The sequence below is a fragment of the Nostoc sp. ChiQUE01b genome, from assembly GCF_034531255.1.
In the GTDB taxonomy this organism is placed as follows: Bacteria; Cyanobacteriota; Cyanobacteriia; order Cyanobacteriales; family Nostocaceae; genus Nostoc.
Genome location: NZ_JAVRBM010000049.1, coordinates 15,620 through 33,383, shown reverse-complemented (window position 1 = coordinate 33,383; position 17,764 = coordinate 15,620). Strand labels below are relative to the sequence as shown.

Genomic DNA, 17,764 nt, shown 5'->3' with positions numbered 1-17,764 from the left:
CTGCCCCCTGCCCCCTGCCTCCTTCAAACTGAATAAGACACTGGGAAGGACTTTGCATCCTTTGGCTTTACATACACTCGCTGTTTTGGTTCTAACTCTAAATCATTAAAGCGATCGCGTGTTAAATGCGCCATCACCACTTGCCCGTCATCGAAAGTTAATTCTACCTGAATTTCCCAACCCAAATGTATCAATCGGCTCACTGTCGCAGCAGTAGTCGCACCGTTGGCAACCTTTTCCAAAATCACATCTTGCGGGCGCAAAAATACTTGTGGGTGTGGTGCATCAAAGCCGCTACTTTGAAAAATCTTTGAGCTGCTGGGTAATACATTCACCGGGCCGATGAAGCTCATTACAAATGCCGTGGTGGGATTATCGTAAATTTCGGCTGGTGTCCCCACCTGTTCCACACGTCCTTTATTCATCACCACAACCTCATCGGAAACTTCCATTGCTTCTTCTTGGTCGTGGGTAACGAAAACTGTGGTAACATGAACCTCATCATGGAGACGGCGTAACCATGCCCGTAAATCTTTGCGGACTTTTGCATCAAGTGCGCCAAAGGGTTCATCTAGCAATAAAACTTCCGGTTCTACTGCCAATGCCCTGGCTAAAGCTACCCGTTGTCTTTGACCACCAGAAAGTTGTGATGGATAGCGATCGCCTAATCCACTCAATTGCACCAATTCGAGTAACTGTTCTACCCGCCCCTTAATCTTCTTTGGCTGTGCCTTACGAATTTCTAAGCCAAAGGCAATATTTTGTTTGACAGTCAGATGCTTGAACAGGGCATAGTGCTGAAACACAAACCCAATATTCCTCTGTTGCACGCTTTGGTATGTAGCGTCCTTACCGGTCAGCAGGATTTTGCCGCTATCTGGCATTTCTAAACCTGAAATTAACCGTAGTAGCGTAGATTTTCCTGATCCCGATGGCCCGAGTAATGCAACTAGCGAACCACTTTTAATTTCCAGGCTGACTTGATCAACTGCCTTGAAACTCCCGAATTGTTTGGAGACGTTCTCAACTACTATACCCACTGCTACTATACCTCTGCAACTAAATCTACAGATCCTTGGTAGGATTACTGTGTCTTACATATACCATATATCGTTATTTATGGATGAACAAGATTTAGCTACCGCAACTGCCGCAATCGATGAAGCTACAGTCAGCACTACTACAATCTAGGGAACTGCAATCAGGAGTCATGCTAACCATCTCGGCACAATTGCAGCCCAAATCGGCACAATCAAAACAGTCAGTATTGTTGCTACTAATAAATGAGGATTTTTGAGCAACTTTCCGAGATGCTTGTTGTGATTGCTGCGTGTCCGCTTCCTCCTCTGTGGATTCTTCTGAGTTTTCGCTATGCATTCGCAAAATTTCGTTGGCTTGCTTGCAAGCTTGAAATCGTTCACGGGAATTAACAAAAGCTGCTTTTAACCCTTTCTTGGCAACTAACTGCTTAATGTATTGAGAGCAAGATTCGCCGCCATATAGTATTCTGTGGGCACAAGCAAAACCTTTGTGCAAAGAAATATGCTTTTGATAGCCAGTAATTGCGGCAGTACTAACTTGTCTAGTAAAAGAATCAAATAAGGAACTCTGCATATTGAGGACTGGGGACTAGGTAGGCAATATTCTTCATTCTTCCCAATACCCAATGCCCAATACCCAACTCTAATTCGTATCGAAACATTAAGGAATATTGCATTTGTGCAGAAACCTGAAGGGAAAGCGCCAAATCACCCAAAAGTCCGTGGTAGTATGCTCTCGGTAAATGTGAAGATTGGGAGAAAGACCTTTGACACTACGGGTTGCTGTTATTGGGTCAGGCCCTGCTGGTTCATCTGCCGCTGAAACATTGGCAAAAGCTGGGATTGAAACCTACCTGTTTGAGCGGAAGCTAGACAATGCAAAGCCTTGTGGGGGTGCAATTCCCCTATGTATGGTAAGTGAATTTGACTTACCACCAGAGATTATCGATCGCCGGGTACGGAAGATGAAAATGATTTCGCCTTCCAATCGCGAGGTTGATATCAATCTGGTAAATGAAGATGAATATATAGGAATGTGCCGCCGGGAAGTGCTAGATGGCTTTTTGCGCGATCGCGCGGCAAAAGTCGGCGCAAATTTAATTAATGCCACTGTTCATAAACTCGATATACCAGGAAACAATACTGATCCCTATACCATTCATTACATTGACCACACAGATGGTATATCACAGGGTATTGCCAAAACTCTGAAAGTGGATTTAATTATTGGGGCAGATGGGGCTAATTCCCGCGTTGCTAAAGAAATGGACGCTGGGGATTACAATTATGCGATCGCTTTCCAAGAGCGAATTCGCTTACCCGAAGACAAAATGGCCTACTATAACGACCTCGCCGAAATGTATGTCGGTGATGACGTTTCTACCGATTTCTACGCTTGGGTTTTCCCCAAATATGACCACGTAGCTGTCGGTACTGGCACAATGCAAATCAATAAAGCCAGCATCAAACAATTACAAGCTGGTATCCGCGCCCGTGCTTCCGAGAAACTGGCAGGCGGTAAAATCATCAAAGTCGAAGCCCACCCCATCCCTGAACATCCCCGTCCCCGTCGTGTCGTTGGTCGCATCGCTTTGGTGGGAGATGCTGCTGGTTATGTTACCAAGTCCTCTGGTGAAGGTATTTATTTTGCCGCTAAATCTGGGCGGATGTGTGCCGAAACTATTGTGGAAGCATCTAACAGTGGTAGCCGTATTCCTACAGAAGGCGACCTCAAGGTTTACCTGAAGCGTTGGGATAAAAGATACGGACTCACTTACAAGGTGCTGGACATTCTACAAACCGTGTTCTATCGTTCCGACGCTACCCGCGAGGCATTTGTGGAAATGTGCGATGACCTCGATGTACAACGGCTAACATTCGATAGCTATCTGTATAAGACGGTTGTCCCAGCTAATCCCATCACCCAATTAAAAATTACTGCCAAAACCATTGGTAGCCTCATTCGGGGTAATGCCCTTGCACCTTAATTGCGTGCAAAGGACTGGGAATTCCAACAAATAAATTACCCAATTTTGTGGAGTGGACATCTTGCACGCTTATTAATCAGGGGGGCAAGATACCCTACTCCACAACATAGATATATCAATACTTTGGACAGAAAGAATTAAGCACTTCAGCCGTAGGCAAGTCTGAGTAGTTCACCTGCCGTATTTTAAGTAAAAATAATTCTGAAAAATACCATTGGGGTCATACTTGCGCTTGAGGGCGAAAAATTTAGCAGATTGTGGATAAGCTCGACGAAATTGTTCCGGTGTGGCATGAAGACGATAGGGGAGATAATACCTACCACCCACTGCTAGGGCTGCCTCAATCAATTTCTGGGTCATTACCTGCATCTTTGCCTCCCCCTCTTGGGTGCGTTGCTGATGAAACAGCATCACCAATCCAAAAACTTCCCCATCGGCATATCTGAGAAAACTGTCGTTATCTTGATGAACATTTCGCACCGTGACATTGAGCAAATCCCCTTCGGACTGGGGAATAATGGTGCGACAATTCTCTAAAAAAGCTTCCAGAGATTTAGGGGGAATAAAGTACTCATGGAGAATGTCAGTCTCTGCCTGGTGACGATTCTCAAATAAGGTGGAGGGACGGTTGAGAATCTGGTTTCTCAAAACCCGGTTTCTGGCTTCTCCCCCAACGATTTTTTCTAGTTGCCAGCGCAAAGTTTTGCCATAGTCACTGCCGATGCTGCCACGGAAAACCGTTCGAGGTAATCCAGAATCTGGCTGTTTTTCTAAAGAGACAATAGCGGGAGTTGCTTGAGGAATTTGGTGGTAGGTGGTGAGAATAGCTTCTTGTAAAAAGCTTTCCGGTGCAACAGAAAGTCTACCGTATGCCATACCAATATTGGCTGCACCATCTACCTGTTGCCGATAGGTATCAACATAGTTCTCGCTCTTAATCACCAGCCGTTCAGCTACATACGTCTCATTGGGTACTACTCTCAAGTCCACGTCAAGAATGATCCCGAATAGCCCGTAGCCGCCTAAAACGAGAGAAAATAACTCTGGGTTTTCCTGTCTGGAACAGTTTACAACCTTGCCACTTGCCAGCATTAACCGGAAACCTTCGACCGTACTAGCGAAGGGGGGACTATTATGTTGCCAGCCATGAGCATTGGCACTCATCGTGCCGCCGACAGAAAAATCGTTATTGGACTGCATGACGGCGACAGAATAGCCACGTTCATTTAGGTAGGGAATAATATCAGACCACTTAGCTCCTGATTGCACCGTCAGAATTTTAGTTGCTGAGTTGAATTGCATCCGGTTGAAGTGGAGCATCAAGAGCGAAATGCCCTTAGCATACAGAGTGTGACCACCCATAGTATGGCGTGAACCTGCGATCGCTACCTTCTTACCTTGACGTAAGGCATCTCTAAGTACAGACTGTAGTATCACCTCAGTAACTCCAGGCTGACTCTTAACCTGCTTAATTGTTACCTGTGTCTGATTCAGGTGACTGGCATCATCAACTGTACCAGGAGGCAGGGGTTGACGATCGTCGCGATCGCTCCAGGCTGTTAAAGTGAGGTGAGCAACAGGTCTGGCGATGACTGTCAGGGCAATAGTGGTAATTGCCACAAGCACAAGCAGGATAATCTTCAGCCTGTTTTTTAACAATTTACTGCGGTAGGAACGCTGCATAATCAGGATTGAAGGGGCAAAATAGAAAACATGACGATTGAATCCGATTCCTCTAATCTACCAACCCCAGAACCAGTCCCCGAAAACGACTTGCAACAGGATGACTTTGACGATAGTGCAACTGAAAAGAACCTAAGCTCAGAAACGCTAGCGACACAACAAGCACTAGCGGCGATCGCATCTTTGCAATCTCCGCAACATACAACTGCTCTAAAACTTGCCCGTTCTGACTTCAAGCAACCCACTACCAATCAATTCACAGTTAAGCCCAGGGCATTGCTGATTACTTTAATAGCGATCGCCATCACCTTCATTGGAGTTATCCTTAATAACTGGATCGTCGGCATTGTCGGAACACTGATGGCTTTGCTGTTATCCCTAGCGATATTATTGCCTTGGTTGCAAGTAGTTTTAGATGAGTGGTTTTCACCCCAAGAACGCACGCTGTTTGTGGCCTTTTTGGGACTACTAGTAGCCATCATCGGCTTGATCAGATTCACAGGTGTAGGCGATCGCTTGCTTGTTTGGGGACGCCAAATTAACTGGGATATTGCCGGAACTCTAGCAGAATGGTTTGGCGCTTTGGGGCAAATTCTCATTGCGATCATCGCTGTTTACGTGGCATGGCGACAATATGTCATTTCTAAAGACTTGACAATTCAGCAAAACCTGCTAACAGTTCAGCAAAATATTATCACCCAGCAGCAAACAATTGATTCCTATTTCCAAGGTGTTTCCGACTTGGTATTAGATGAAGAAGGATTATTAGAAGATTGGCCCCAAGAAAGAGCGATCGCTGAAGGACGCACTGCGGCAATTTTAAGTAGTGTCGATGGTAGTGGGAAAGCGAAAATTCTCCGTTTTTTGTCACGTTCCAAGTTGTTGTCACCCCTAAAACGCGATCGCTTATTAGGTCGAGCTATTCTCGATGGTACTGGTGGATATGCAGAAGACCGCCTCGAAGGTGTGCGCGTCATCGATTTAGGCGTAATGCTAGCCGCAGCCGACCTTTCTGGTACTGATTTACGTTGGACTGACCTCAGCGAAGCTAATCTTGTCCGCGCCAATTTGAGCGGTTGTGATTTAGTAAAAGCCAACCTCTCCCGCACAATTTTATATGGTGCTAATCTCAATGGTGCTGACATCAACGGAATTCGTCTATTCTATGGTGTAGTAGATAAAGCCTCACCCCGCAGTCGCACTCAACCACCAGATTATGAAACTGGCGAACAAACCGGCGCTGTGGTGGAAAATGCCGATTTCACGAATGTGCAACGGATGTCTGAGTCTACACGTAACTACTGTTGCACTTGGGGTGGCGAAAAAACTAGAGCTACTATCCCTGGTGGTTGTGAAGGTATTCCTAATAAGTTGGGAAGATAGTTATAAAAAGGAGTCAGAATACAGAATTCAGAATTCAGAATATTCTAACTATAAGCCCATGATTCGGCTTGGTTTTAAACCAATATTCATCCGCTTTTTCGGTCATAATTCATGCTGAATTCTGACTCCTGACTCCTGAATTCTGTTTTCTAAAAAATTAGTTAGCCGCATTAAAAATTTGTTGTGCAGTTAAATTTAATTGGGGAAAAGTAGGTGATAAAATCGCGGTGTTACCCTGAAAAGGTGTCATTTGATATTCATCATCAACTAATTCGCATACAAAAATAGTGGGTTGTTTAGGATTGCCGATGAACTTTTTTGCACCCAATGCAGCATAATCAGCAATCCAATATTCGGGAATGCCCATTTCTTCATAATCTGCAAATTTATTGTAGTAATCATCTCGCCAGTTGCTTGAAACTACTTCAATAACTATTGGAACTGATGCTGCTTGACTCACTATTGACTGTTTTTGAAAAAGCGGTTCATTGTCAAGATTATCAAGATTTAGCAGTAACACATCAGGCGAATAAGCGGATTCGGCAGAAGGAGTTTGGATCAATGCAGTTTTGGGTATAGTGTAGGGAAGATTCATACGATCAAACTCGACAGTTAGCTTATGGGCTATAAATCCCACAACTTTTTCATGTGTTCCGGTCGGAGGCGGCATTTCAATAATTATTCCTTTGTGCAACTCATAGCGTTTTCCATCGTTGGGATACCATTCGATAAATTCATTGAAGGTTAGTAATTTTGGCAACGCTTGGGTCATAATCTTACCTCCATATATGTTTGATTTTATCATGCAATAAATGTGTACACGAAGAAAGAGCGATAGAAGAGAAATTGAATAGTTGATTTACCAAGCATTGTTGACTTGCCAAACTACTATAGCAATCCTATTTGATTTGTGAAAAATTAGATATCTATGTGTTGTCCCATGACTGCTACTGTTGCGCTTGGGGTGGCGAAAAAGCTAGAGCTACTATTCCTGGTAGTTGTGAAGGTATTCCTAATAAGTTGGGAAGATAGTTATAAGACTAGATAAAAAATTAGTTAGCCGCATTAAAAATTTGTTGTGCAGTTAAATTTAATTGGGGAAAAGTAGGTGATAAAATCGCGGTGTTACCCTGAAAAGGTGTCATTTGATATTCATCATCAACTAATTCGCATACAAAAATAGTGGGTTGTTTAGGATTGCCGATGAACTTTTTTGCACCCAATGCAGCATAATCAGCAATCCAATATTCGGGAATGCCCATTTCTTCATAATCTGCAAATTTATTGTAGTAATCATCTCGCCAGTTGGTTGAAACAACTTCGATGACTATTGGAACCGATGCTGCTTGGCTTACTGTTGACTGTTTTTGAAAAAGCGGTTCATTGTCGAGATTATCAAGATTTAGCAGCAACACATCGGGCGAATAAGCCGATTCAGCAGAAGGAGTTTTGACTAATGCAGTTTTGGGAATTCCGTAGGGTAAATTAAGACGATCAAACTCCACGGTTAATTTCCGCGACAAAAACGCAATAACTTTCTCATGTTCTCCGGTTGGAGGCGACATTTCAATAATTACTCCTTTGTGCAATTCATAGCGTTTTCCATCGTTGGGATACCATTCGATAAATTCATTGAAGGTTAGTAATTTTGGCAACGCTTGGGTCATAATCTTACCTCTATATATGTTTTACTTTATCATGCAATAAATATTGATTAGGATTACAAATATATTAAATGGCTTTATGTAAATTCTTGGGGGTTGCCTAAATTCAATCAACGACTGTCCGAATTCAATCAACGACTGTCCGAATTCAATCAACGACTGCCCGAATTCAATCAACGACTGCCCGAATTCAATCAACGACTGTCCGAATTCAATAAACGACTGCCCGAATTCAATATAGGAACTTAGTACACGTCACCCTAAAAAAGGGTCGAAATTTAATTTTTTGTAGGTTGGGTTGAGGAACGAAACCCAACAAGCGCGGAAACGTTGGGTTTCGCTCCGCTTAACCCAACCTTGGAAAGGGGAGGGAACTAGATTTTCCGGTTTCCCCCCAATGCATCGGGGGGATTAAGGGGGGTAATTCGACTTCTGTATACACCGTAGTACCAAGGGGAGGGGTTGTGGGTGGGGTATTAAGGACTTTTGCAAGAAGTCTATTAAACGATAATATCGCTTGCCACTAGTAGTGGTGATCCTTCAAGCTGAATCTCGAAATTAGCCGCTAGATTACTATCAGTGTTACCTTGGAGAATACCTCCAGAATAACGGATCTGACCTGCTGCGGTGAATGCGCGAGTTCCAATGTAAGTGAAGGCTTGGTCGCCTTTTATGGTGGTGTTAGCGTCTATACGAGATAGATCGATTCGATCTCCTGCAAAGATACCGTTTCCAACAAAGTCTTTGATAATATCCCGTGACAAACCAGGTTGACTATCTGAAACTGAGTCGAACTGGAAAACATCGTTGCCATCGCCTCCTATGAGCTTATCAGTGCCACTACCCCCATCGAGTAAATCATTGCCACCAATGCCAAAGAGGGCATCGTTGCCCTCACCCCCAATGAGAGTATCATTGCCAGCAACGCCATCAAGCAGATCATCCCCTACGAGGATATCATCGTCAAAACCGCCAGAGAGGAAATCGTTGCCTGCACCCCCATAGATGAAATAGCTGCTAAAAAGATCAAACCCGGCCAGAATGTCGTCACCGCCAAATCCGTTGATGGTAACCGTATTAAATTCAACATAGGGGAACTGAGCCAAGCTAGAGTGATTGTAGTCAATCAGACTGTCAGATCCATTTGTACCGTCATGATTATAAACTGCCATTAATGAGTTTCTCCTGAATTTAGAGGGTAAAAAAATTACCTCATCACTTCCCCATCATCAAACGGCGTTACTGATTAAAAGTATGAATTTAGTTTCCTCCAAAGGCGCAAAGGAAACAGTTTAAAACATGGAGTTTCACACTTTCATTCAGCAACGCCGAGAAAATAAGTTGGAGAAATAATGAGTGGGAAGAGATAATAGAACCACACCTGATTTGAACAGGTATTTGCTATTAACTCTGAAGATTTGAGAAGCACTGGATTTATTGATGTTGACATCAAAACAGTGCCAAGAGTCATGTTATATAGTTTTTGCACTTTTCCCACATAACCCCCACTAACGAATTATTAAGTAGTTCACATACTTCTCCCCAGAGAACGCCACCTGTTCCCCAATCCTAACTCTAGCAACCTGCAACAAATATCTGTTCTGCGGTCAAATTCAGGTCTGGAAATGTTTGGGAAATGAGGCGTTCTGTTCCCCTAAACTGCTGTCCTTGATAAGTTCCATCAACTAACTGATAAATTGTGATTACAGGTTGTTTGGATAAGCCAATGTAGCGTTTACCTCCTAACCCTAGATAATCTGCGATCCAATACTCCTCAATGCCTAAAGCTTCGTAGTCTTCCACTTTCCGGGCATAGTCATTCTGCCAATTAGTACTGACAACCTCCACAACCAATTTAATAGACTTGCCTAATGTAATCACTGGCTCAGTTTTCCATAATGGCTCATTTGCCAAAGCTGTCTGATCAAGAATCACAACATCAGGTCTAAAGGCTGAATTTTGACCTAATGGTTTAATCAGGCATTTCATGGGAATAAACCAAGGCAAGTTGAGCAGCTCAATTGCTACATTGAGCTTACGATTAATTAACCCAGCTACCTGTTCATCAAGTCCAGTGGGTTTCAAGTCGATTAGTTCTCCGTCAATTAATTCGTAGCGTACATCATCCACATAGCCAGCAACGAATGCCTCAGAGCTAAGATTGCCTGTATTAATAGTGGCTGAAACCATAGATATTTATCCTTCCAGGTTCAGAACTAGAGCAAGTATTGCTGCTCTTAATTATTTTAATTACCTTTGATCAGGCAAAAGTCAATTGACTAATACGCTTCAAAATCCGCAGTACATTATATAACTCATTACCACGATTACGGACATCAAAAATATCCGAAGTGGCATAGCGAGGAGGATGACCTTTAAGCAGTTTAATGAACATAAAACTACCACCAGAAGTAATCATCCCAAATACTACATCTTGTGACTGGGGAGCAGCCAGCATATATGCCAAAATTTGGTCAAGTCCTGCTTCTACCGAATAAGCAACCTGTTTTGACTCAATAACTGTTACCCAGAATTTTTGATTGAGAAGTAAGAAGTCAATTCGTCCTTTGATGATAGTTTGGTTATCTTGTGTTTCAATCTCGATAGATTTCTCTAATTTGAGGTGAAAAGGAGGTAAATAAAACTTGCCAATGAATAGCAGTGGCGATAAAACAATCGTATTAACTGTATTTTCTAATAAAGGCGGATAGTTTCGTAAATTTATGTAACCTGCCTTTATTTGATGCAATAGCTGCTTTTCTAAGTTTGTCAGTTCTGGTAGGTCATCTTGCCACTCTCGAAAGAATTCTTCCGAATCAACTAACTCTAATCCATAAAGCAATATTAGTTGCTCAAGTGTGAGGTTTTCCGCAGCAAGAGTTTCAACCATTATGTTAATCAAGGAGTAGAAAAATCTACTAGTTTAGTAATTCTCGCCTTCTGGTAGGGTAAGGATTTCAACGCCATCTTCAGTTACAGCTAAGGTATGCTCACATTGAGCAGAAAGCTTGCGATCGCGCGTGACAGCAGTCCATTTATCGCCCAGAACCTCGACTTCGTAAGTACCTTCGTTTATCATTGGCTCAATGGTAAAAACCATCCCTGGTCTGAGGCGCTTGCCCTTACCGCGTGTACCATAGTGGGGCACATCCGGCGCAGTATGGAAAATATTACTGATGCCGTGTCCAACAAAATCTCGCACCACAGAAAAGCCTTGTGCTTCAGCATACTCTTGAATGGCTGCACCAATATCGCCAATGCGTGCCCCAGGTTTAACTTCAGCAATACCCAAACGCAAACACTCTTCTGTCACCTCTACCAGCTTTCTCGTTTTTGGAGAAGGTGTACCAACAAAAAATGTCTTCGATGTATCGCCGTGATAACCTTCAACAATTGGCGTTACATCAATATTAATAATGTCACCATCCTTGAGAATTTGTTTGGCATTAGGAATGCCGTGACAAATTACCTCATTTACACTGGTGCAAATTGATTTAGGATAGCCTTTATAACCAAGGGGTGCGCTTTTTGCTCCATGCGCTTGCGTCCAACGTTCTGCTTCATCATTTAGTTCGAGAGTGCTAACTCCTGGCTTCACAAAGGGTTCGAGATGCTGGAGAAGTTTAGCTGCTAAACGCCCAGCTTGACGCATTTTCTCTAATTCTCTCTGAGATAAAATAACAATTAGTTCGGTTTTCATTAACTTTTATCTAAAGTATCTTTCATAAACATAGTTAACCCAGTCTGTGCGGCCCTTTGTGCCGCATCAGCTACTTTTAGGGTATATAAGCTCTCCTCTGGGGTAACGTACAAAGGAGTGCCATCAAAAAGATGGTCTAACACCATACTCGTGTCTTTGGCGAACAAACCCCGGCGAGGGCCAACCTCTATAGAAGATGTTGTTTCCCCTGGCTGGACGAATATTCCGGTGTCGCGATCAAAAATTAAACCACCTTTTTCACCGTGAACTTCAAACTTGCGTTCTGATTGCCAAATGCTTTCGCCTTTGCCGTATACTACTTGGGCTAAAAGTCCACTTTCAAAGCAGAGTTGACTAGTACAGAAACAGGTTTGGTAGTATTCCGGTTCTATTTCCCAATATCGCTGATGACAGTTAACAGTAAATACTTTACCAAATAAATCGGTAAGACGATGTAGGCGAGACAGGGCACCAATTAAGGGAAAGCCGAACAACTCGTGGTTATAAGTCCATTTACGAGGTGCAGGATTCTGGGGATTGATGGTGCTGTAGCGAACATAAAACACTTCACCAACTTTGGCTAAGTTTTGCTTCAAGGCTTGATGCAAACCACCCAAAAGTTCTAGATGTTCCACGTGCAAGAGTTTTTTTTGTGCTTTGGCTAAGGCAATCAGTTCTTCTGCTTCGACTACATCCAACGAAAGAGGATATTCTACAATCACATGTTTGCTGTTGGTAAGGGCTGCACGAGCGATCGCACCATGATCTCGATTGATAGTGGAAATCACCACTAGGTCTATATCTTCACGCTCTACTAGCTCTTGCCAAGAACTCGACGCTTCAATCTTGTATTCTTTGGCAAAAGTTTCTGTTGTTTCTCTTGTATGACCAACAGCTGCGATTAACTGCGATCGCTCATCATGGAGCAATGCCTCAGCCCGAAACTTTGCCGCATACCCAGTACCTACCAAACCTACACGCACTCTTGCTTTTTCCAAAGCTGCTTCTGAATTATACATGATCCTCATTAGTTCTATTTTTGATCTTCCTACGCTTCTAGCGGTGAGATTCTCTCTTCATGGGGTTCACCAGTCTAGACTCTACAACATTCGTCCTACCCCCTCAAGGACAAATCAGACTTTATTTGAAGCTAGATAGAATTACGTGTACTCAAAAAGGAAGACTTTAAAAGAAAGTTCCCTTTTAACTCATAATGTAAGAAATTTGTCAAGATAATGAACAAAAAAATTGGCAAGCAAAAGAAAAATTATATCTGTACTGTTATGTTTCTTTCATTTATAACGGGCACGTTTAATCAGATTAGAAAATGAAACAGTCCTACTGCTTTTTAAAGGAATTGGAGAACCTCTTCTACGTAAGTCCTATAAAATATAGGTAACATTAAACTTACTCATGCTTACTTGTCAAAATATAATTTTTTTTAATTACAACCTGAGTAAGGTCGAAAATAACATAAATAAAACTTATCGGGATTAAGTAACTAAATTTCATTACTAATCGGGTTCAATTTCCAGGTACATCGTTTAATTTTTCTCGTAGTATCAGAATTGAAGCAAATTTAAACCAGCGGCTAATCCCACAGAATAGCCGTGACCTTTGCCTTAAGATAACTTATACTGCCGTTTGCAAAAGAGAGGATTACTCAATGTCAACTTATAAAGTGACACTAATCAACGAGGCTGAAGGACTGAACCAAACAATTGACGTTGATGATGATGTCTATATTCTAGATGCTGCTGAAGAAGCTGGTCTTGACTTGCCTTATTCTTGCCGCGCTGGTGCTTGCTCGACCTGTGCAGGTAAAATCATCAAGGGTACTGTCGATCAGAGTGACCAGTCATTCTTAGATGATGAACAAATAGAAAAAGGATATGTACTGACTTGTGTCGCTTACCCAACCTCTGACATAACAATCGAAACTCACAAAGAAGAAGACCTTTACTAAGAGTTAAGCTACTCAACCATAAACCTCTTGCAAGAGTTACTAATGTTGACAAAATAGAAGTAGGGCATCTAAAACTTATACCCTTGCAATGCCGTGCCTACCTCTGAAAGCGACTTTGAAAAAAAGTCTAATTTTATGTTGAGCAGGAACACAGTAAATGTTGTGTTCCTGCTTAATTTTTTTGCCTCTTCTTAACTCCCGACTTCTAGATTATGCTGCAACTTCAATGCCAATTAGCTTAAAGCTTAGTCTCTTTTTTGAGAATTTGAATCTGAGTACCAGGATAGTAAAATTGGAGAATTTTTGGACTTGACCAACCTAGTTTTGCTAAATTTTGAGCGCCAGTTTGACTCAAGCCGACTCCATGTCCTAATCCACCACCAATAAAAGCGTATCCCCAGAGTTCCGGTTTGCCTTTGTTCAACGGTTCTATGTAAAAAAGCGTACTTGTCGGGGCTGCAAAAGCACTGCGCACTTCGTCTTTGTGCAGAATAAAGGTGCTGCGATCGGTTTTAACTGCAAGTTCAAGGATACGTCCACTCTGGCTTCGCTCCACTACTGCCATAGCCTGAATTGTTTTAAATTTGGCATGGGGACTGTTTTTCACCTGTAAAAATTTCTGCAAGTCCTTGATAATATCCTTTAAAGGGGTTTCCTTATGCCAACGAAACATATCCCACTTGCTTTCATTAAATCCTTGTTGCGTATTAATAAATTTTTGGAAATTTTTTTCATCTGCTAAACTCTGCTTAGACAAGTCCCAAAAATTAGTCGGAGCATCCAGTACAGGGCGCAGATAGGGACGATCATCGCCATTCCAGACATCGCTAAAGGAAGCGGTGACGCCACCAGTGGTAGAAGAATACAGGGCGTCTACGAGTTCATTTTTATAAGTTAGTACTTTACCCCTAGTTGAGGCGATCGCTCGGTCTGTTTTGGCAGCTGCTCCCTTCAGCCCATAATAAACTTGGCAATGAGTATCCGCACACAACTGATAGTTATCTGCGGCAAACCTACGTAAATTTCTCAAGGCATAAGTCCGAGCGAGAATTGCCTGGGCTTCGAGCGCTGCTTTTGGTGCATCTGTTCCTATTTCGTAAGGCACAACCCCACGCAAATAAGTTTCTAAAGGTACTTGATTAACTAGAGTGTATGTGCCGTAAGCATTTGGCTGCAAATTCATTCGACCGGCATAAAGACGACCAAACTCTGGTTTTTCGCTTTTATTTACCCGAATCAAGTTTTTATCAGTGCTAATTTCCAAGTCATTCGGGCTATAGCGATTACCATTCACCACCCAACTTACTCGCGGCACTTGCTTCAAAACTTTAGTATCAAGATATACTTTATCTTTAGTAGAAGCTTGGATGTTTTGTAATAACAAGCGTCGCAGCAAAGGAGTGCTGTAAACATCTCGTTTTGCCCAAACCTGCCAGCGTTCTGGCTGGGCTATTTCCACTTCCATTCCTTGAGAACGCCATTTTTTAGCACTGTCTTCCGCAGTTTCAAAAGTGCGGTATGTGCCCAAAACTACTACTTCTTCGACTGCTGACTGGGGTAAAGCTTGCATGACTGTTTCCAGCTTTACAGGATTCTTAGTAAACAGGATTTGCTGCTTATTGCCCGCTTGAAATTTTAGCTTTAAGCGATCGCCTTTTATGGGTTCCAGTTGCAGCTTGGCTGTGGCTTCGGCGCCAAATCGCTGCACAATCCCAATTTTCAGTTCTATATCCTGGATGTTGCTCTCAGGCCCTGATGCCGCAGTCAGTCCCAATAGACAAAATATTGTCAGCACAGTATGGGGAAAACGCCAAAACGAAAATTTCATGGCTACCTGATAGGGAAGCGATAGCGAGTACTCAAGCGTCTTCTGCCCCTTAATGCGTCGTTGGAGCTGATTTTCCAATTGCTTTGTAGCGCGGTTTTTTTGTCGCATGAATGCTCCAATGATACCATTACCAATTTTGCTCTAAATACTAGTTGCAAAACGAAGTCATAATGACTATGATTTATATAGAGACAAAAAACAGAACTAGTTGGATAAACTCTTTATGGTTAGAGTCCAAGAAATTCCATTAAATCAGATAAAACGGCCATTGCCCCGTACAAACGATCCAAATAAAGTACAAGCCTTAATGGAATCGATTGCGGAGATTGGGCAGCAAGAACCTATTGATGTCCTAGAAGTAGATGGACAATATTATGGCTTTTCTGGTTGCCATCGGTATGAAGCTTGCCAGCGTTTAGGCAAAGAAACCGTTTTAGCAAGAGTCCGTAAAGCACCCCGTAGCGTTTTGAAGATGCACTTGGCATAGAGAATGGGAATGGGGAGATGAGGGAGAAATCAATTCAAAATTCAAAATTCAAAATTTAAAATTAAAGAACTTCTGCCTCCTGCCTCCTCTTTCCCAATGCCGCATGCCCAATCCCTCATTACATATAACCTAATTAGGAGAAAATTATGTCATCGAAAGTAACAGTCAAAAATGTAAATATCGGCATTGACGAGGCGAGTAGGGCTAAAATTGCCGATGGTTTATCTCACCTGTTGGCTGACACTTATACACTGTATCTGAAAACTCATAACTTCCATTGGAATGTAACGGGGCCGATGTTTCAAACATTGCATTTGATGTTTGAGACCCAGTATACAGAATTAGCCTTAGCAGTTGATCTAATAGCCGAGAGAATTAGAGCACTTGGCTATCCCGCACCAGGAACCTACAGCGAATATGCAAAACTGAGTTCGATTCCAGAAACTCCCGGAGTTCCTAAAGCTGTGGAGATGATTCGCGAACTTGTGGAAGGACAAGAAGCTGTAGTCAGAACTGCACGATCTATTTTCCCCGTGATAGAGGAAGTTAACGACGAACCTACCGCCGATTTATTGACTCAACGGATGCAAGTACACGAAAAGACAGCTTGGATGTTGAGAAGTTTACTGGAAGAATAGGAAATAGGGCATGGGGCATGGGGCATAGAGAATAGAAAGGGATAGAGAAGAAACTTAATCACTAATGCCCAATACCCATTACCCCTTATCCCCAGAGGGGGCCCCACCTTCCCCAGTACCCAATCCCCAGTACCTAATCCCCAGTACCCAATGCCCAATGCCCAATGCCCAATGCCCCATTCCCAAAAGTTGCAAGATTTAATGCAAAAGGTGGGTATTTCTAGTTTTAAAGCACTAAGTCGCGCTGCTGGTGTCTCAGAGCGTCAACTTTTGAGGTTACGCCAAGGAAAGCTAGAGCAGATGCGGGTAGATGTGCTGCTCAAGCTGTCGCCAGTGCTACAGATTTCATTGAATGAATTAATCGCAACTTTTTCAAGGGTAGAGCTGTTACCAGAGAAAACAGCGCCTACTCAGGAATTGTTGCAAGAAATTACAGATTTAAAAAGAGAGTACGATCGCTCGCAACTTCAATTAGAACAGCAGCGAGAGATATTACTACAAGAACTCCAGCAGTCGAGTTTGCAACTGCTGGAGTCTTTATTATTGCAATGGCCAACAGCAGCACAGAAAGCGCAGGAGAATCCCCAGCTAGCAGCAGTCAAAATAGTACCGTTGGTGCAGAAACCTCTGGAAAAGCTTTTACAGGCGTGGGGAGTGGAAGCGATCGCACCTGTGGGAGCAGAATTACCTTACGATCCCCAACTGCACCAATTGCTGGAGGGAACTGCACAACCTGGAGAAACAGTCAAAGTACGCTACACTGGCTACCTTCAAGGTGAAAAGCTGCTTTATAGAGCTAGAGTAAGTCCTGTTTGAGGGAATGAGGAGTAGAGACGCGATTAATCACGTCTGTACAGGAGTAACAAATTCATAACTCTTTACTTTTTGTATTGTCTATCGAGAAATGACAGATATTGGGAATACTAAGATAGCAGAAGCGATCGCCTTCAGAAAACTTCTTTTAAAGTGATACTTTCATGAGATTTATTGGAGAATCTCAGTTTTGTAAAAATCTTTGGTAAATAATCTGAAAAGCAGTAACTTCAGCTTGTAAGTAAGTATATATAGGACTCATATTTGATTGCGTGAAAAAACTCAGTACACCTTTATTCCTTCTTAAGAGTCCCCAGTCCCTAGTCTCTACGAGTAATTCACCGAATCAAATCAGATTGCTATATCTAAATCCATCAGATGCAAGTAAGTCGGCGTTAAAAAATCAACATACATGATAAAACATCAAATCAACGAACGGCTTATAAATTGGTCATTCTAACATTTTTATAAAACTCAATATACCAGTTGTTTATCATGCCAACTTACTTAGCAGTTTGATTTATAATTGGTCTATTTATATTAAAAAAACTATACTTAATTAAGCTAATAAGTT

17 protein-coding genes are annotated in these 17,764 nt (G+C 42.5%); 6 read left to right on the top strand and 11 right to left on the bottom strand.

The features are described from left to right. Nucleotides 1-23 precede the first annotated feature (23 nt). Nucleotides 24-1,040 (bottom strand): sulfate/molybdate ABC transporter ATP-binding protein, encoded by a 1,017-nt coding sequence (locus RMY63_RS26785; RefSeq protein ID WP_322731605.1) that lies wholly within the window; start codon nucleotides 1,038-1,040, stop codon nucleotides 24-26. A 94-nt stretch (nucleotides 1,041-1,134) separates the two neighbouring features. Next, nucleotides 1,135-1,614 carry a membrane protein insertion efficiency factor YidD gene (gene yidD / locus RMY63_RS26780; protein ID WP_322731604.1) on the bottom strand — a complete coding sequence of 160 codons (480 nt, stop codon included), beginning with the start codon at nucleotides 1,612-1,614 and terminating at the stop codon, nucleotides 1,135-1,137. Nucleotides 1,615-1,807: 193 nt separating this feature from the next. Between yidD and chlP the strand changes: the two genes are divergently transcribed. Beyond that, the gene (chlP, locus tag RMY63_RS26775; protein ID WP_322731603.1) at nucleotides 1,808-3,028 is read left to right on the top strand and encodes a geranylgeranyl reductase; all 1,221 of its coding nucleotides are present in this window, start codon (nucleotides 1,808-1,810) and stop codon (nucleotides 3,026-3,028) included. Between the two features lie 171 nt (nucleotides 3,029-3,199). On the opposite strand, the gene RMY63_RS26770 is transcribed toward chlP, so the two are convergent. Next, complete coding sequence (locus RMY63_RS26770) at nucleotides 3,200-4,711, bottom strand: FAD-binding oxidoreductase (protein WP_322731602.1); 1,512 nt, start codon at nucleotides 4,709-4,711, stop codon at nucleotides 3,200-3,202. A 30-nt stretch (nucleotides 4,712-4,741) separates the two neighbouring features. Between RMY63_RS26770 and RMY63_RS26765 the strand changes: the two genes are divergently transcribed. Then, the gene (locus RMY63_RS26765) at nucleotides 4,742-6,094 is read left to right on the top strand and encodes a pentapeptide repeat-containing protein (protein WP_322731601.1); all 1,353 of its coding nucleotides are present in this window, start codon (nucleotides 4,742-4,744) and stop codon (nucleotides 6,092-6,094) included. Nucleotides 6,095-6,251: 157 nt separating this feature from the next. On the opposite strand, the gene RMY63_RS26760 is transcribed toward RMY63_RS26765, so the two are convergent. From RMY63_RS26760 to RMY63_RS26730, 7 genes are all read right to left on the bottom strand, one after another. Beyond that, entirely contained in the window at nucleotides 6,252-6,866 is a 615-nt protein-coding gene (locus RMY63_RS26760; RefSeq protein ID WP_322731600.1) for a Uma2 family endonuclease, read from the bottom strand. A 280-nt stretch (nucleotides 6,867-7,146) separates the two neighbouring features. Then, entirely contained in the window at nucleotides 7,147-7,761 is a 615-nt protein-coding gene (locus RMY63_RS26755) for a Uma2 family endonuclease (RefSeq protein WP_322731599.1), read from the bottom strand. A 497-nt stretch (nucleotides 7,762-8,258) separates the two neighbouring features. Then, nucleotides 8,259-8,930 (bottom strand): M10 family metallopeptidase C-terminal domain-containing protein, encoded by a 672-nt coding sequence (locus RMY63_RS26750; RefSeq protein ID WP_322731598.1) that lies wholly within the window; start codon nucleotides 8,928-8,930, stop codon nucleotides 8,259-8,261. Between the two features lie 403 nt (nucleotides 8,931-9,333). Beyond that, nucleotides 9,334-9,948 (bottom strand): Uma2 family endonuclease, encoded by a 615-nt coding sequence (locus tag RMY63_RS26745; RefSeq protein ID WP_322731597.1) that lies wholly within the window; start codon nucleotides 9,946-9,948, stop codon nucleotides 9,334-9,336. Nucleotides 9,949-10,018: 70 nt separating this feature from the next. Continuing rightward, nucleotides 10,019-10,648: a restriction endonuclease subunit R gene (locus RMY63_RS26740; RefSeq protein ID WP_322731596.1), complete on the bottom strand. Its 630-nt coding sequence runs from the start codon at nucleotides 10,646-10,648 to the stop codon at nucleotides 10,019-10,021. A 33-nt stretch (nucleotides 10,649-10,681) separates the two neighbouring features. Continuing rightward, a complete protein-coding gene (map, locus tag RMY63_RS26735) occupies nucleotides 10,682-11,458 on the bottom strand; it encodes a type I methionyl aminopeptidase (RefSeq protein WP_322731595.1) in 777 nt (258 codons plus the stop codon). Then, nucleotides 11,458-12,477 (bottom strand): Gfo/Idh/MocA family oxidoreductase, encoded by a 1,020-nt coding sequence (locus tag RMY63_RS26730; protein WP_322731594.1) that lies wholly within the window; start codon nucleotides 12,475-12,477, stop codon nucleotides 11,458-11,460. The genes map and RMY63_RS26730 overlap by 1 nt, the downstream gene beginning before the upstream one ends. A gap of 647 nt (nucleotides 12,478-13,124) precedes the next feature. Here RMY63_RS26730 and RMY63_RS26725 point away from each other — a divergent pair. After that, nucleotides 13,125-13,424, top strand: coding sequence for a ferredoxin (locus RMY63_RS26725; RefSeq protein ID WP_322731593.1), 300 nt, complete (start codon nucleotides 13,125-13,127; stop codon nucleotides 13,422-13,424). Between the two features lie 238 nt (nucleotides 13,425-13,662). Here the strand turns inward: RMY63_RS26725 and RMY63_RS26720 are convergent, their stop codons facing one another. Further along, nucleotides 13,663-15,360, bottom strand: coding sequence for a SpoIID/LytB domain-containing protein (locus RMY63_RS26720; protein WP_322731592.1), 1,698 nt, complete (start codon nucleotides 15,358-15,360; stop codon nucleotides 13,663-13,665). Nucleotides 15,361-15,475: 115 nt separating this feature from the next. Here RMY63_RS26720 and RMY63_RS26715 point away from each other — a divergent pair, with 115 nt between their 5' ends. The 3 genes from RMY63_RS26715 (at nucleotide 15,476) to grpE (ending at nucleotide 17,193) form a co-directional block, all read left to right on the top strand. Next, complete coding sequence (locus RMY63_RS26715; protein ID WP_194043156.1) at nucleotides 15,476-15,739, top strand: ParB N-terminal domain-containing protein; 264 nt, start codon at nucleotides 15,476-15,478, stop codon at nucleotides 15,737-15,739. Nucleotides 15,740-15,885: 146 nt separating this feature from the next. Further along, nucleotides 15,886-16,377, top strand: a complete 492-nt coding sequence (locus RMY63_RS26710; RefSeq protein ID WP_289799395.1) for a Dps family protein — start codon at nucleotides 15,886-15,888, stop codon at nucleotides 16,375-16,377. 171 nt (nucleotides 16,378-16,548) lie between these two features. Further along, nucleotides 16,549-17,193, top strand: a complete 645-nt coding sequence (gene grpE / locus RMY63_RS26705) for a nucleotide exchange factor GrpE (protein ID WP_322731591.1) — start codon at nucleotides 16,549-16,551, stop codon at nucleotides 17,191-17,193. The last annotated feature ends 571 nt before the right edge of the window (nucleotides 17,194-17,764 follow it).